Source organism: Microbacterium proteolyticum, from assembly GCF_029639405.1.
Taxonomy (GTDB): Bacteria; Actinomycetota; Actinomycetes; order Actinomycetales; family Microbacteriaceae; genus Microbacterium.
On sequence record NZ_CP121274.1, the window covers coordinates 818,746 to 831,876 of the forward strand.

Genomic DNA, 13,131 nt, shown 5'->3' on the forward strand with positions numbered 1-13,131 from the left:
ACGCCGCGACATCGCGGCGGAGGATTCAGGATGCCGTGCGGCGCACCCGCTCGAACGGCCACCGGACATGCGTCGCGGTCTCGCACGCGCGCCACAGGTCGGTGCTGAGGCCGCCGTCGCGCGTGAGACGGGCGGGAGTCGCCCGGCGCGGCGTGCCGCGGACGATCCGTGCGGGGCCGTACATCGCGCCGCCCTCGGCGAGCGGATCGACCAGCGCACGCACGAGGGCCCAGGCCCCTTCGTCCTTGGACTGGGTGATCGGGGCCTGCAGGTTGTCGACGAAGCGCGTCAGCCGCGTGGGTTCGTTCACGCCGCGGATGCCACGGGTCCGGCCGCTCGTGGAGTATCCGGGGTGGGCGACGAGGCTCTCGACCGGCACGCTGTGCGCTTTCAGCCGTCGGTCCGCCTCGAGCGCGAGCATCGTGGTCGCGGCCTTGGACTGCACGTAGGCGCGCCACGGCGTGTACCCCTCGACGAGCTCGGGGTCGGTGGGGACGTGCTTCCAGAGCGAGGTCGACATGCTGCCCACCCAGACCATCCGACCGCGCGCCGTCGCGAGCGGCGTCAGGAGTTCGCCGGCGAGGGCGAAGTGTCCGAGCACGTTCGTGGCGAAGACCTTCTCGTGGCCGCCCGCCAGTTCGCGCGTCTTCGGGGGGTGCACGATCCCCGCGTTCATCAGCAGGCCGTGCAGCCGCCCGCGCGCACGGACCGTCGCTGCGGCAGCACGCACCGAGCCCAGGTTGCTGGTGTCGAGCAGGAGCGTCTCGATCGAGGCATCCGGATGCGTCCGCCGGACGGCCTCCTTCGCCAGGACGAGGCGATTGGGGTTGCGGCCGGTGAGCAGGACGTGCGCACCCGCGCCCGCCAGCTGCTCGCACGCGAAATAGCCGAGTCCGCGGGTCGCCCCGGTGACGAGGTACGCGCGCCCCGAGAGGTCGGGAAGGTTCCGGGGGTCCCACTCGTCGCGCGCCACCCTTCGACCCTAACGAGATCGCTCGGCCCCGTCACCGGTGCATTCCGGATCGGGAATACCGATCTCGTGAACTTTTTCGCTCCCCGGCGTGACGAATCGCGCTGTCGGTGCGTCTGAGTAGTGAGCACACCGGCTCCGCCGCGGCCAACACCCGGCGCGACGTCTTCATTCAAGGGAAGGAACCCCTCATGGGTCTCGACGACAAGATCAAGAACGCCGCTCAGGACATCGTGGGCAAGGCGAAGGAAGCCATCGGCAACGCCACCGACAACGACAAGCTCGCCGCCGAGGGTAAGGCCGACCAGGTCAAGGCCGACGCGAAGAAGGCCGGCGAGAACGTCAAGGACTCGTTCAAGTAATCCGCGACGCTCGCACGGGCCGTCAGCCTCCGGGCGGGCGGCCCGTGCGTCGTTTCATCCGGTGGCCGTGTCCGACCCCGGGGATAGGCTGAACCCATGCGAACCCGTGGCGACGTGGAGTGCTGGCTCACCGACATGGACGGCGTGCTCGTCCATGAGAACACCCCCGTCCCCGGCGCCTCCGAACTGCTGGCGCAGTGGCGGGCCGAGGGCACCCCGTTCCTCGTTCTGACGAACAACTCGATCTTCACGCCCCGCGACCTCAGCGCCCGGCTGCGGTCGTCGGGGCTCGTGGTCCCCGAGTCCTCGATCTGGACCTCCGCGCTCGCGACCGCCGATTTCCTGCGATCGCAGATGCCGGGCGGCTCCGCCTTCGTCATCGGCGAGGCCGGGCTCACGACAGCTCTGCACGAGGCCGGTTTCATCATGACCGAGACTCACCCCGACTACGTCGTGGTCGGCGAGACGCGCAACTACTCGTTCGAGGCGATCACGAAGGCCATCCGCTTCATCCGCGACGGCGCCCGTTTCATCGCCACGAACCCGGATGCCACGGGCCCCTCGACCGAGGGCGTGCTGCCCGCGACGGGCGCGATCGCCGCCCTCATCACGAAGGCCACGGGCAAAGAGCCCTACATCGTCGGCAAGCCCAACCCGATGATGTTCCGCTCCGCCCTCAACCGGATCGGCGCGCACTCCGAGAACACCGGCATGATCGGCGACCGCATGGACACCGACATCGTGGCCGGCATCGAGGCCGGGCTCCACACCGTTCTGGTGATGACGGGCATCAGCGATCAGAACGAGATCGAGAAGTACCCGTTCCGGCCCGACGAGATCCTGGCATCCGTCGCCGACCTCGTCCGCGACGAGCCGGTCGAGACCGACCTCGCCGACGGCGAAGAGGGCCTGGCCGAAGGCCTGTGACGTGGGCGCGCTCGACGACGGGGTGAAGGTCGCGGCGGTCGACGCCGCCGAGTGGGGCCGCTGGCTCGACGAGAACCACACCGTGTCGAAGGGCGCGTGGCTGCTGCGCGGGCGCGGCGCCGACGCGGGACGTTACGTCGAGTATGAAGAGGCAATCTGCGAGGCGCTGTGCTTCGGTTGGATCGACGGGCCGGTGCGCGTGTTCGACGAGGTCAGCTCGGGCCTGTGGTTCGCGCCGCGTCGCGCGACCAGCGGCTGGGCGGCGACGAACAAGGCGCGCATCGCCCGCCTCGAGGCCGAGGGGCGCCTCCGGCCGGCCGGCATCCGCGCGCTGGAGGTCGCTCGCGCGAACGGTGCGTGGGAGATCCTCGACGGACCCGAGGCGGGAATCGAACCGCCCGAGCTCGCCGCCGCCCTCGACGCGGTGCCCGCCGCCCGTGCCAACTGGGACGCGTTCCCGCCGTCGGTCCGCAAGTTCGGGCTCACGCAGATCGCGATGGCCGTCCGGCCGCAGACCCGCGAGGCGCGGGTCGCGAAGATCGTGGCCGACGCCGCCGTGGGCAAACGCCCGGTCTGATCGGGGAGGATCGACACATGGACGACCGCACACTCTGGCTCCTCACCGCGTTCCTGATCACGGCGGGCACGCTCGTCGCCTTCATCGTGCAGTGGCGCCGCTCGCGGAAGGGCGACCGCCGCGACCCGTTCGACGGTCCGGGCGACGGCGGCGAGTGACCCGTTCAGCCGGAATGCATGGCATCCGGTCCTGAAGTCAGCGGCTGATCCGCGCCGCCGGGTGGGTGGCATCCGGCGCGTGTCGTGCCGCGCGGTGACGGTTCGCACGCGCGAGGCAGCGGCATCCGGTCCGTGTCGTGGAAACAGGCGATGTCTCCGAAACAGGGCGATCCGCGCCGAAACGGCCTGTTTCCGGCGCGGCGCCTGTTCTCGGAACGGCCGCGAGCGGATTACTGCGGCTGCAGGCCCAGGTCGTCGAGGTCGATGGATGCCAGCCACTGCAGGCCCTCGGCCTCGATCGCGGCCTGCGCGCCGGTCTTGCGGTCGACGATCACCGCGACGGCGACGACCTCCGCGCCCTCGCGGCGCAGAGCCTCGACGGCCTTGAGCGCGGACTGGCCGGTGGTCGAGGTGTCTTCGACGACGACGACGCGCTTGCCCTTGACGTCGGCGCCCTCGATCTGGCGGCCGCGGCCGTGGTCCTTGGGCTCCTTGCGCACGACGAAGGCGTCGAGCGGGTGGCCCGCGTGCACCGACTCGTGCATCACGGCGTTGGCGATCGGGTCGGCACCGAGCGTGAGCCCGCCGACGGCGACGACACCGTCGAGGTCCTTCACGAGGTCGAGCACGAGACGACCGATCGCGGGAGCCGCACGGTGGTCGAGCGTGAGCTTGCGCATGTCGACGTAGTACGTCGCCTTCTTGCCGCTCGAGAGCGTGAAGTCGCCGTGGAACACCGCCTCGGCGTTGATGAGGCCGATGAGGGCCTGGCGGTCGGCTTCGAGCTCGGGAGTGGAGGCGGCAGTCACGGCGTCGAGTCTATTCGGCGCGGAAAGCGAAGCCTCCGCCATCATGAGCGCATGCCGCAAACGCCCACCCCCGACCTGGTCGCGCTGCTCGCGACCGAAGGCGCGGGGACCGACGTGCAAGACGCGCGCCAGGAAGCCAAGGCACGGGCATCCCGATCGCCCGAACTTCGCCTGGCTCTCGCGGAGCACTACCGGCAAATCGGAGATCGCGCGCAAGCGGGGCGGTGGGGCATCGTCTTCCCGGGCTGGACCCGTCCGCGAGAAGTCGCCCACATGCGTCTGTGGCTACTCGGCCAGGCGACCCGGGGCAATTTCGTCCGCCAGAGCCTGCGCCTCGCTCACGGCGAGGCCGTTCCGTCAGTGGTCGCCGACCTCACTTCACCGACGTACGTCGAGCGCGGACCAAGCGACGGATCGCCCGCGCAGGGTCTGGGGTGCGTTGGCATGCTCATCGCGGTCATCGGTCTGATCGCCGGCTTTCTCACCCTTCTCTGGAACACAGCCCACACGCTGTGGAATGCCTTCCTTTCCACGCCGTCACCTCTCACCGGCGAACTCGCTCTCGCCGCACTGATCACGGTCATCGTCAGTGGAGGAGTGCTTGCCGTGGGACTGCGGCTCTTCGATCGTCCGGTCGAACTCCCCGACCCTGAGTTCGCCACCCGGCGCGCCCTCGAGCTCCTCGACAGCCGACCGCAGGAGGGACGGGTGATGCTGCGCGCGCTCGTCCGTGCCGACGGCGATCCGGAAGCGCGACGCGCGCTCGTCGAAGACGCGCGAAGACGGAATCGCCCCGCCCAGGCGGGCCGCTGGGGCTGTCCGCTTCCCGGGGTGACCACGGAGGCGGAGCGCGATGCGTACGCGGCGAGCATCCTGTCGCGTGGTGGCAACGACCCGTCATCGGTCCTCGCCGAGCGGTCGCACCTGAGGTTCGACGATCCCGTGCCCGGAGACGTCGCCGACGTCGCACGACGGCTGGGCGCAGCGCCGTGGGATCCCCCGAGCGCGCCAAACTTATCGGGGATCGCGTGGTGGGCAGCGGCCGCCCCGCTTCCGCTCGGCGCGGCGGCGACCGCGTTCGCACCGGCGTCCGCACACGCGATCGCCGTCTCCTCTGTAATCACCGTCCTGGCGATCTGGTGGGGGCTGTGTGTCCGAGGGGCCTTCTCGCGGAAACGGGGGCCGCGCGAGCGGTGGGCGTTCGCGATGGGGGCTCTCGCCCTTGTCTGGGCAGTGGGCGGTGTGCTGCTCGCCGCGGCATGGTAGGGGATCCCCGCTGCAGCTCATCGAACGGCGATGTCCCCGCCCGAAAGTAGGCTGGATGCCATGCGCCTGGCCACCTGGAACGTCAACTCCGTCCGCGCCCGCGTCGCCCGCACCGTCGAGTTCGCCGTGCGCGAGCACATCGACGTTCTGGCGATGCAGGAGATCAAGTGCAAGACGGAGCAGTTCCCGTACGCCGCGTTCGAAGAGGCCGGGTATCACGTCGTCGCACACGGGCTGAACCAGTGGAACGGCGTCGCGATCGCCAGCCGTGAGCCGATCGAAGACGTCCAGATCGGTTTCCCCGGCATGCCCGGGTTCGAGAAGGGCAAGGAAGGCCCCGACCTGCCGAAAGAGGCGCGGGCGCTCGGCGCGACGATCGACGGCGTGCAGGTGTGGAGCCTGTACGTCCCGAACGGCCGCGGGCTCGACGACCCGCACTACCACTACAAGCTCGACTGGCTCGAAGCCCTCCGCCGCCACACCGAAGACACCCTGACCGCGAACCCCGGCCTGCCCCTGGCCCTGACCGGCGACTTCAACATCGCCCCGACGGATGCCGACAACGGCGACCCCACGGTGATCGAGGGCGTGACCACGCACGTCTCGCCGCCCGAGCGCGCCGCGTTCGCCGCGTTCGAGTCCTCGGGGCTCACCGACGTCGTGCGTCCGCTCATCCCCACCGGTTACACCTACTGGGACTACAAGCAGCTGCGCTTCCCCCGCAACGAGGGGCTCCGCATCGACTTCATCCTGGGCTCGACGGCGTTCGCCGACGCCGTGCAGGGCGCCGAGATCCACCGCAACGAACGCAAGGGCGAGGCGCCCAGCGACCACGTGCCCGTCGTCGCCGACCTCGACTTCTCCCACGGCGAGGACGACGACGACCTCCCGATGATCTTCGGCTGACGGCATCCTTCTTCTCCGTCAGGTGGGGGAGGCGCAGGCGTCGGAGCTGCTCGTAGGCTCGGATCAGCGAGGGAGGAGCTCCATGGCATCCACGAGGGATCCGCAGGGATCGACCGCCGTCTGGTATTTCGTCGCGGCGGTGTTCGTGCTGGTCCTCCCGAACCTGCTCTTCCCCGACGTGAACCTCGTGCTGCGAATCGTGATCCTCGTCGCCGGCGTCGCCCTCATGGCCGTGGGCTTCGTGCACCTTCGCCGAGAGACATCGGCCAAGGACGAGCCCGCCGAAGATGATGGCTCGAGCCGGGACGACACCTGATCCGATCCGGCTGACGGCATCCGGGAACTTTTCTCCGACGCTCTGTCGATTCCGCCCGTCGCCGTTCGACGCGATAGTAGGGGCAGGCATCCGCTCCCCCGGAACGAACGACAGCAGGGAAGAGAAGAGACCATGACGAAGTACATGCTGATCATGCGCGGTACCGACGAGGCGTACGCGGCGTACAAGCAGATCCCGTTCGAGCAGATCATCAACGACATGGGCGCGTACAACGAGTCGATGATCACCGCGGGTGTGCTCGTCGCCGGCGACGGCCTCGCCGAAGACATGAGCCAGAACTTCGTCGTCGAGTTCGGCGGCGAGGAGCCCGTGGTCACCGACGGCCCCTACGGCGAGACGCACGAGCTGTTCAACGGCTTCTGGATCATCGAGGTGTCCACGCGCGACGAGGCGATCGAGTGGGCCCGTCGCGCACCGCTCATCGCCGGCAACAAGCTCGAAGTCCGCCGGGTGACCGACGAGACCGACTTCGCGGCGTTCGCCGACAACGAGTACATCCAGAAGGAGGAGGGCTGGCGCGAGGAGCTCTCCGGTCGGTGACCCCCGACCCCGACCTCTCGCGCCGCGTCGCGGCGATCTGGCGCATCGAGGGCGCCCGGATCGTCGCGGCGCTGGCCCGCGTGGTCGGCGACCTCGGCACCGCGGAAGACCTCGCGCAGGACGCGCTGGTCGAAGCCGTCGAGCAGTGGGCCCGCGACGGCGTCCCACGGAACCCCGGGGCGTGGCTGACGGCGGTGGCGAAGCGTCGCGCGATCGACGGCTGGCGGCGCGAGCAGCGCCTCGGCGAGAAGTACCGCCTGCTCGCCGCCGACCTCGACGAGGTGGCCGACGACGTGTGGGAGCCGATCGACGACGACGTCCTGCGGCTGGTGTTCGCGGCCTGTCACCCCGTGCTCTCCCGCGAGGCGCAGGTGGCGCTGACGCTGAAGGTCGTCGGAGGCCTCGACACCGAAGCGATCGCGCGACTCTTCCTCGTCGCGGTGCCGACGATGCAGCAGCGGATCGTCCGCGCGAAGAAGGCGCTGAGCGCGGCGCGCGTCCCCTTCGCCGTCCCCGAGCCGGTGGAGTGGCCCGCGCGGCGCACGGCGGTGCTCACCGTCGTGTACCTGATCTTCACCGAGGGCTACGTCGCGAGCTCGGGCGACGCGGTCCTCCGCACCGAGCTGGCGCACGAGGCGCTGCGCCTCGGCCGGGTCCTCGACCGACTGCTCCCCCGCGAGCCCGAGGTGCTGGGACTCTCCGCACTGATGGAGTTCCAGGCATCCCGCTTCGCCGCCCGCGTCGACGGGAACGGGGATGCCGTGCTGCTCGCCGACCAGGACCGACGCCGCTGGGACCACTCGGCGATCGCCCGCGGCCGCGCGCTCCTCGACCGGGCCGACGCCCTCGGCAAGGGCCGCGGCCCGTATCAACTGCAGGCCGCGATCGCGCTGTGTCACGCCGAGGCCGCGAGCGTCGAGGCCACCGACTGGGACCGCATCGTCCTGCTGTACGAGATGCTCGGCCGGATCGCCGCGAACCCGGTGGTCGAGCTCAATCGCGCGGTCGCCGTGTCGATGGCATCCGGCCCGGAAGAGGGGCTCGCGGTCATCGACGGGATGGATGCCACGCCCTTGCGCGGCTCGCACCTCCTGCCCTCGGTGCGCGGCGAACTGCTCGCGCGCCTGGGCCGCGTCGAGGAGGCCCGCGCCCAGCTGGTCGAGGCCGCCGGCCTCACCCGCAACGCGCGCGAGGCGGCGCTGCTGCGCCGGAAGGCCGAGGCGCTGGGTCGCTGAACCAGCGCGAGGCGCGGCGCGCGGGCGGCTCCGCGCAGGTGTTACGGGCTTGGGGCGCGTTCTGCACGTGGGGGCGCGAAAATACACGCCCCGACGCACGAAACGCGCCCCAAACCGAGAAACGGTGCGTCAGGCCGCCGGAACCGCCGCGGGAGCGGTGCGCTCGGCGAGCGTCACGAGCGCCTCGATGATAGAGCGGAGGAACGCTGCGGTGCCCTCATCGTTGACGGTGCCGTCCTCGTCGAACAGGCCGGGCGTCGACTGGATGTACCCCTCGGGCTGTCCGAGCACGAGAGCGTTGTAGTGCAGGAGGACCGAGCGCAGGTGCTGCTGACCGGCAGCGGTCGCGATGCCGCCCTGCGAGGTGCCGATGACCGCGGTGGGCTTGTCGTTGAACGACGCCTCACCGTAGGGACGCGCCGACCAGTCCAGCGCGTTCTTGAGCACGCCCGGGATCGACCGGCTGTACTCGGGGGTCACGATGAAGACCGCGTCGGCATCCTCGATCGCGTTCTTGAAGTCCGTTGCGACCTGCGGGAAGTTCCCGTCGTAGTCGGGCGAGTAGAACGGGAGGTCCTTGATCGGGATCTCCTTCAGCGTCACGCCCTCGGGCGCCACCTTCTCGAGCGCCTTCGCGAGGCGACGGTTGATCGAGGTGCTGGAGATGCTTCCGACGATGTAGCCGATGGTGTGGTCGGTCACGATGATCCTTCCTGTGTCGTGGGGACGCCGAGACGTCCGAATACATTCACGTGCAAGCTTTGCGTTCCGCGGACTATTCCCCGTCGGGGTTGACTCCGTCGGACGGGGGATGCCGAACGTCGGGGGTCCCCCTACCGTGGAAGGATGCCGAACCTCACGCGCGCGCAGTGGCGGAGCGACATCGTGCTCGCCGCGGTGCTGTTCGTCGGCGGACTGCTCAGCGCCGTGCTCTCCGCGGTCGCGGGAATCTACGGCGACCAGCAGGCCGAATTCATCCTCGCGGTCGTGTACGTCACGGTGCTGGCCGTGCCCCTGGCGTTCCGGCGCCGGTGGCCGTCCATCGTGGCCGTGATCGTGTCGGTGGCGTACTTCTTGGCCGTGACGCTCCGGGTCCCCGAGGTCTACGCGGGCAACATCGCCATGTTCATCGCCATCTACACGGTCGGGGCGTGGTCCACGAACCGGCGCCGGGCCACGATCGTGCGGGTGGCGATCATCCTCGGCATGTTCGCGTGGCTGTTCGTCGTGATGTTCCAGGATGCGACGATGCCGGTCGATCAGGTGCCGGAAGGCTTCCCCTCCCGCACGGGCGCGTTCTCTCCCTTCGTCGCCTCGCAGCTGCTCGGCCTGGGCTTGAACGCCCTGTTCTTCGGCGGGGCCTACTTCTTCGGCGAGCGTTCGCACCAGCAGCGCCTGCAGCGCATCGCGCTGGAGGAGCGCACCGCCGAGCTCGAGGCCGAGCGCGAGATCACCGCGTCGCAGGCGGTCGCGCTCGACAGGGTGCGCATCGCCCGCGAGCTGCACGACGTCGTCGCGCACCACGTCTCGCTGATGGGCGTCCAGGCCGGAGTCGCCCGGTCGGTGATGGATCGCGACCCGGCGAAGTCCCGCGAGATGCTGAGCGGGATCGAGCAGTCCGCGCGCACCTCCCTGCGCGAGCTCCGGCAGCTGCTCGAGACCCTTCGAACCGCGGATGCCGCCGGCGGTGACCCACCCGGCACCGATACCGCCCCGACGACTCACGGTCTGGCATCCATCCCGGCCCTCGTTGAGGAGGCGTCGGCCGCGGGGCTTCCGACGACGTTCGCCGTGATCGGCGAGCCGGCCGTCGAGCCGCCGCCGCTGGTGCAGGTGAACCTGTTCCGCATCGCCCAGGAGGCGCTGACGAACGCCCGCCGGCACGCGGGACCGGATGCGACGGCCGATGTGCGCGTGCGGTTCGACGACACGTCGGTCGAGCTCGAGGTGACCAACACCGGCCGGCGCGGGACAGCGACCGCGGGGCTCGGGCAGCTCGGAATGCGGGAGCGCGCCGCGGTGTCCGGCGGCAGCATCGAGATGGGTCCGCGTTCCCGCGGCGGGTATCTCGTGCGGGTTCGAGTTCCGCTGGTCGAGGTCGAGGTGGCGCATGCCTGACCTGCGTGTCCTGCTCGTCGACGACCACGCCATGATGCGGGCGGGATTCCGCACGATCCTGTCGCTCGAGGACGACATCGAGGTGGTCGGGGAAGCGGGCACGGGCGTCGAGGCGATCGCTGCGGCAGCGGCGCTCCGACCTGACGTGATCTGCATGGACGTCCAGATGCCCGACATGGACGGGCTCGAGGCCACGCGGCGCATCGTCGCCGATCCCAAATCGGACGCGGCGGTGCTCATCGTCACGACGTTCGACCGCGACGACTACCTCTTCGACGCGCTCGGGGCGGGGGCGAGCGGGTTCCTCCTGAAGAACGCGGGGCCCGAAGAGCTCGTGGGCGCGGTGCGGGTGGTCGGCGCGGGCGATGCGCTCCTTGCGCCGGAGGTCACCCGTCGCGTCATCTCACGGTTCGCCGGGCGCGGAGGCGATGTCGCAGCGCCGTCGCCCGCGGTGGAGCCACTCGTCCTCGCGGAACCCCTCACTGACCGCGAGGCCGAGGTGCTGAGGCTCGTCGCCGAGGCCCTGAGCAACGCCGAGATCGCCGCGCGCCTGTTCATCGGCGAGGCCACGGTCAAGACCCACGTGTCCAACGTGCTGCAGAAGCTCGGCGCCCGCGACCGCGTCCAGGCCGTCGTGCTCGCACACCGCCACGGCCTGACCTAAGGTCCGCGCGGTCCCGGCGCCTGTGCCATCGGCCGCCACCACGCGGACACAACGCAGGAGATTCGAGCAGCGCTGGCCGCGGCTGCGCGGGATCCCCCGGCTCCGCCGATGTATCTCCTTCGTTGTGTCCGCGTGGCCGCCGAGCTCCCCCGCGCGGCGGAGTCCCCGAACCCTCCCCCGGACGGATGCCACCGTGCACCCCGGTCCGTAGCGTGGACGCCATCACCAGGAAGGGGTGGACCGTGCTCGAACTGAACGGCATCACCAAGAGCTACGGCGGACGCCGCGTGCTCGACGACGTGACCTTCACCGTGGCTCCCGGACGACTGACGGGATTCGTCGGCGGCAACGGCGCGGGGAAGACCACGACCATGCGGATCGCGCTCGGCGTGCTCGGGAAGGATGCCGGCACGGTCTCGCTCGACGGCGCCGAGCTGACCGCCGCCGACCGGCGTCGCTTCGGCTACATGCCCGAAGAACGCGGGCTGTACCCGAAGATGAAGGTCGTCGAGCACATCGCCTACCTCGCCCGTCTGCACGGCTTCGGCAAGGCCGAAGCCACCGCCAAGGCGACGGCCCTGCTCGAGCGCCTCGGTCTCGGCGAGCGCCTGAACGATCTCGTCGAGACGCTCTCGCTCGGCAACCAGCAGCGCGCGCAGATCGCCGCGTCGCTCGTGCACGAACCCGACGTCCTGATCCTCGACGAACCGTTCTCCGGCCTCGACCCGCTCGCAGTCGACGTCGTCGCGGGTGTCCTCCAGGAGAAGGCCGCGACCGGCGCGGCGGTGCTGTTCTCGTCGCATCAGCTCGACGTGGTCGAGCGACTGTGCGACGACCTCGTGATCATCGCCGCCGGGACGATCCGCGCGGCGGGCAGTCGCGACGCGCTCCGCGCCGAGCATGCGACGCACCGCTACGAGCTCCTCTCCGGCGGCGACGCGGGGTGGCTCCGCGACCAGCCCGGCATCACGGTGCTCGACTTCGACGGCGGGTACGCCGTGTTCGACGCGGCCGACGACGCCGCGGCCCAATCCGTTCTGCGCGCGGCGGTAGCCCGCGGCGACGTCGCGAGCTTCGCGCCGCAGCGCCCGACCCTCGCCGACATCTTCAAGGAGGTCATCCAGTGAGCACCGCGACGACGCGACGGGCCTCGGGCCCGAGCGAACTGCAGAGCATCTGGCTGGTGGCCGAGCGCGAGATCGGCTCGAAGCTGCGCAGCAAGGTCTTCGTCATCTCGACGGCGATCCTCGTGCTCGCCGCCCTCGCGTCGGTCCTGTGGGGCGGTTTCGCCGCCCGTGACGCCGGGGGCAGCGGCATCCCGGTCGCCGTCACGAGCCAGACGCAGTCGGCGCTGTCGGGGGTCGAGGGCGTCGACGCGACCGTCGCCGATTCCGACGCGACCGCCCGCGCGCTGGTCGAGGACGGGACGGTGGATGCCGCCCTGGTGTCGGGATCGTCGAACCCCGCGTTCGACTACACCGTCGTGGTGAAGGACCGTGTGCCGGCGGCGCTGCTGCAGCTGCTCAGCGAGACGCCCGAGGTGGAGACGATGGAGCCCGGTGCGGGGGCGGCGGATGCGCTCCGCTACTTCATCGCGTTGGGCTTCGGCATCGTGTTCCTCATCGCCGCGAGCACGTTCGGCGGAACCATCGCCCAGAGCGTCGTGGAGGAGAAGCAGACGCGCGTCGTCGAGATCCTCATCTCGGCGATCCCGGTGCGGGCGCTTCTGGCCGGCAAGGTGCTGGGCAACACGATCCTCGCGATGGCGCAGATCGTCCTCCTCGCCGCCGTGGCGGTGATCGGGCTCGCCGTGACCGACCAGGTGGGCGTGCTCGGGGCGCTCGGCGCACCGATCGCCTGGTTCGCGATCTTCTTCCTGTTCGGGTTCGTGCTGCTGGCGTCGCTGTTCGCCGCTGCCGCGGCGATGGTGTCGCGCCAGGAGGACATCGGCGCGACGACCACGCCCATCACGATGCTGGTGATGGCGCCGTACTTCCTCGTGATCTTCTTCAACGACAACCCCGTCGTGCTGACGATCATGTCGTACGTGCCGTTCTCGGCACCGGTCGGGATGCCGCTGCGCCTCTACCTCGGTGACGCCCAGTGGTGGGAGCCCGTGCTCTCGCTCGCGATCCTCATGACATCCTGCGTCGCCGCCATCGCGATCGCCGCCCGGATCTACCAGAACTCCCTGCTGCGCATGGGGGCCCGCGTCAAGCTGGCGGAAGCGCTGCGGGGCTGACCGGCTCGGGCCCGGTCACC

The 13,131-nt window shown here is 70.3% G+C and carries 16 protein-coding genes; 13 read left to right on the forward strand and 3 right to left on the reverse strand.

Features of this window, described 5'->3' with window-relative positions; genetic code table 11:
* Nucleotides 1-25: 25 nt before the first annotated feature.
* The gene (locus P8R59_RS04605; protein ID WP_278102941.1) at nucleotides 26-973 is read right to left on the reverse strand and encodes an SDR family NAD(P)-dependent oxidoreductase; all 948 of its coding nucleotides are present in this window, start codon (nucleotides 971-973) and stop codon (nucleotides 26-28) included.
* 188 nt (nucleotides 974-1,161) lie between these two features.
* On the opposite strand from P8R59_RS04605, the gene P8R59_RS04610 reads away from it, so the two are divergent.
* The 4 genes from P8R59_RS04610 to P8R59_RS04625 all read left to right on the forward strand — a co-directional run bounded on the left by P8R59_RS04610 (nucleotide 1,162) and on the right by P8R59_RS04625 (nucleotide 2,994).
* Nucleotides 1,162-1,332: a CsbD family protein gene (locus P8R59_RS04610; protein WP_077051280.1), complete on the forward strand. Its 171-nt coding sequence runs from the start codon at nucleotides 1,162-1,164 to the stop codon at nucleotides 1,330-1,332.
* Between the two features lie 96 nt (nucleotides 1,333-1,428).
* On the forward strand, nucleotides 1,429-2,259 hold the full coding sequence (locus P8R59_RS04615) for an HAD-IIA family hydrolase (RefSeq protein WP_077051279.1): 831 nt from the start codon (nucleotides 1,429-1,431) through the stop codon (nucleotides 2,257-2,259).
* Between the two features lies 1 nt (nucleotide 2,260).
* Nucleotides 2,261-2,836: a YdeI/OmpD-associated family protein gene (locus tag P8R59_RS04620; RefSeq protein ID WP_278102942.1), complete on the forward strand. Its 576-nt coding sequence runs from the start codon at nucleotides 2,261-2,263 to the stop codon at nucleotides 2,834-2,836.
* Between the two features lie 17 nt (nucleotides 2,837-2,853).
* Nucleotides 2,854-2,994, forward strand: coding sequence for a hypothetical protein (locus P8R59_RS04625; RefSeq protein WP_278102943.1), 141 nt, complete (start codon nucleotides 2,854-2,856; stop codon nucleotides 2,992-2,994).
* Between the two features lie 230 nt (nucleotides 2,995-3,224).
* Here the strand turns inward: P8R59_RS04625 and pyrE are convergent, their stop codons facing one another.
* Nucleotides 3,225-3,803 (reverse strand): orotate phosphoribosyltransferase, encoded by a 579-nt coding sequence (gene pyrE / locus P8R59_RS04630; protein WP_076493192.1) that lies wholly within the window; start codon nucleotides 3,801-3,803, stop codon nucleotides 3,225-3,227.
* A gap of 51 nt (nucleotides 3,804-3,854) precedes the next feature.
* On the opposite strand from pyrE, the gene P8R59_RS04635 reads away from it, so the two are divergent.
* The 5 genes from P8R59_RS04635 to P8R59_RS04655 all read left to right on the forward strand — a co-directional run bounded on the left by P8R59_RS04635 (nucleotide 3,855) and on the right by P8R59_RS04655 (nucleotide 8,087).
* A complete protein-coding gene (locus P8R59_RS04635; protein ID WP_278102944.1) occupies nucleotides 3,855-5,069 on the forward strand; it encodes a hypothetical protein in 1,215 nt (404 codons plus the stop codon).
* Between the two features lie 60 nt (nucleotides 5,070-5,129).
* Nucleotides 5,130-5,975 carry an exodeoxyribonuclease III gene (locus P8R59_RS04640; RefSeq protein WP_278102945.1) on the forward strand — a complete coding sequence of 282 codons (846 nt, stop codon included), beginning with the start codon at nucleotides 5,130-5,132 and terminating at the stop codon, nucleotides 5,973-5,975.
* 82 nt (nucleotides 5,976-6,057) lie between these two features.
* Nucleotides 6,058-6,291: a hypothetical protein gene (locus P8R59_RS04645; protein WP_278102946.1), complete on the forward strand. Its 234-nt coding sequence runs from the start codon at nucleotides 6,058-6,060 to the stop codon at nucleotides 6,289-6,291.
* Nucleotides 6,292-6,423: 132 nt separating this feature from the next.
* Nucleotides 6,424-6,852 (forward strand): YciI family protein, encoded by a 429-nt coding sequence (locus tag P8R59_RS04650; protein ID WP_278102947.1) that lies wholly within the window; start codon nucleotides 6,424-6,426, stop codon nucleotides 6,850-6,852.
* Nucleotides 6,849-8,087, forward strand: coding sequence for an RNA polymerase sigma factor (locus P8R59_RS04655; RefSeq protein ID WP_278102948.1), 1,239 nt, complete (start codon nucleotides 6,849-6,851; stop codon nucleotides 8,085-8,087). The genes P8R59_RS04650 and P8R59_RS04655 overlap by 4 nt, the downstream gene beginning before the upstream one ends.
* Before the next feature lie 129 nt (nucleotides 8,088-8,216).
* Here the strand turns inward: P8R59_RS04655 and P8R59_RS04660 are convergent, their stop codons facing one another.
* A complete protein-coding gene (locus P8R59_RS04660) occupies nucleotides 8,217-8,789 on the reverse strand; it encodes an NADPH-dependent FMN reductase (RefSeq protein ID WP_278102949.1) in 573 nt (190 codons plus the stop codon).
* A gap of 144 nt (nucleotides 8,790-8,933) precedes the next feature.
* Here P8R59_RS04660 and P8R59_RS04665 point away from each other — a divergent pair, with 144 nt between their 5' ends.
* The 4 genes from P8R59_RS04665 (at nucleotide 8,934) to P8R59_RS04680 (ending at nucleotide 13,111) form a co-directional block, all read left to right on the forward strand.
* On the forward strand, nucleotides 8,934-10,205 hold the full coding sequence (locus P8R59_RS04665) for a sensor histidine kinase (RefSeq protein WP_278102950.1): 1,272 nt from the start codon (nucleotides 8,934-8,936) through the stop codon (nucleotides 10,203-10,205).
* Nucleotides 10,198-10,869: a response regulator gene (locus P8R59_RS04670; RefSeq protein WP_278102951.1), complete on the forward strand. Its 672-nt coding sequence runs from the start codon at nucleotides 10,198-10,200 to the stop codon at nucleotides 10,867-10,869. Before P8R59_RS04665 ends, P8R59_RS04670 begins: the two co-directional genes overlap by 8 nt.
* A gap of 242 nt (nucleotides 10,870-11,111) precedes the next feature.
* Complete coding sequence (locus P8R59_RS04675) at nucleotides 11,112-11,996, forward strand: ABC transporter ATP-binding protein (RefSeq protein ID WP_278102952.1); 885 nt, start codon at nucleotides 11,112-11,114, stop codon at nucleotides 11,994-11,996.
* Nucleotides 11,993-13,111, forward strand: a complete 1,119-nt coding sequence (locus P8R59_RS04680; protein ID WP_278102953.1) for an ABC transporter permease — start codon at nucleotides 11,993-11,995, stop codon at nucleotides 13,109-13,111. The genes P8R59_RS04675 and P8R59_RS04680 overlap by 4 nt, the downstream gene beginning before the upstream one ends.
* The last annotated feature ends 20 nt before the right edge of the window (nucleotides 13,112-13,131 follow it).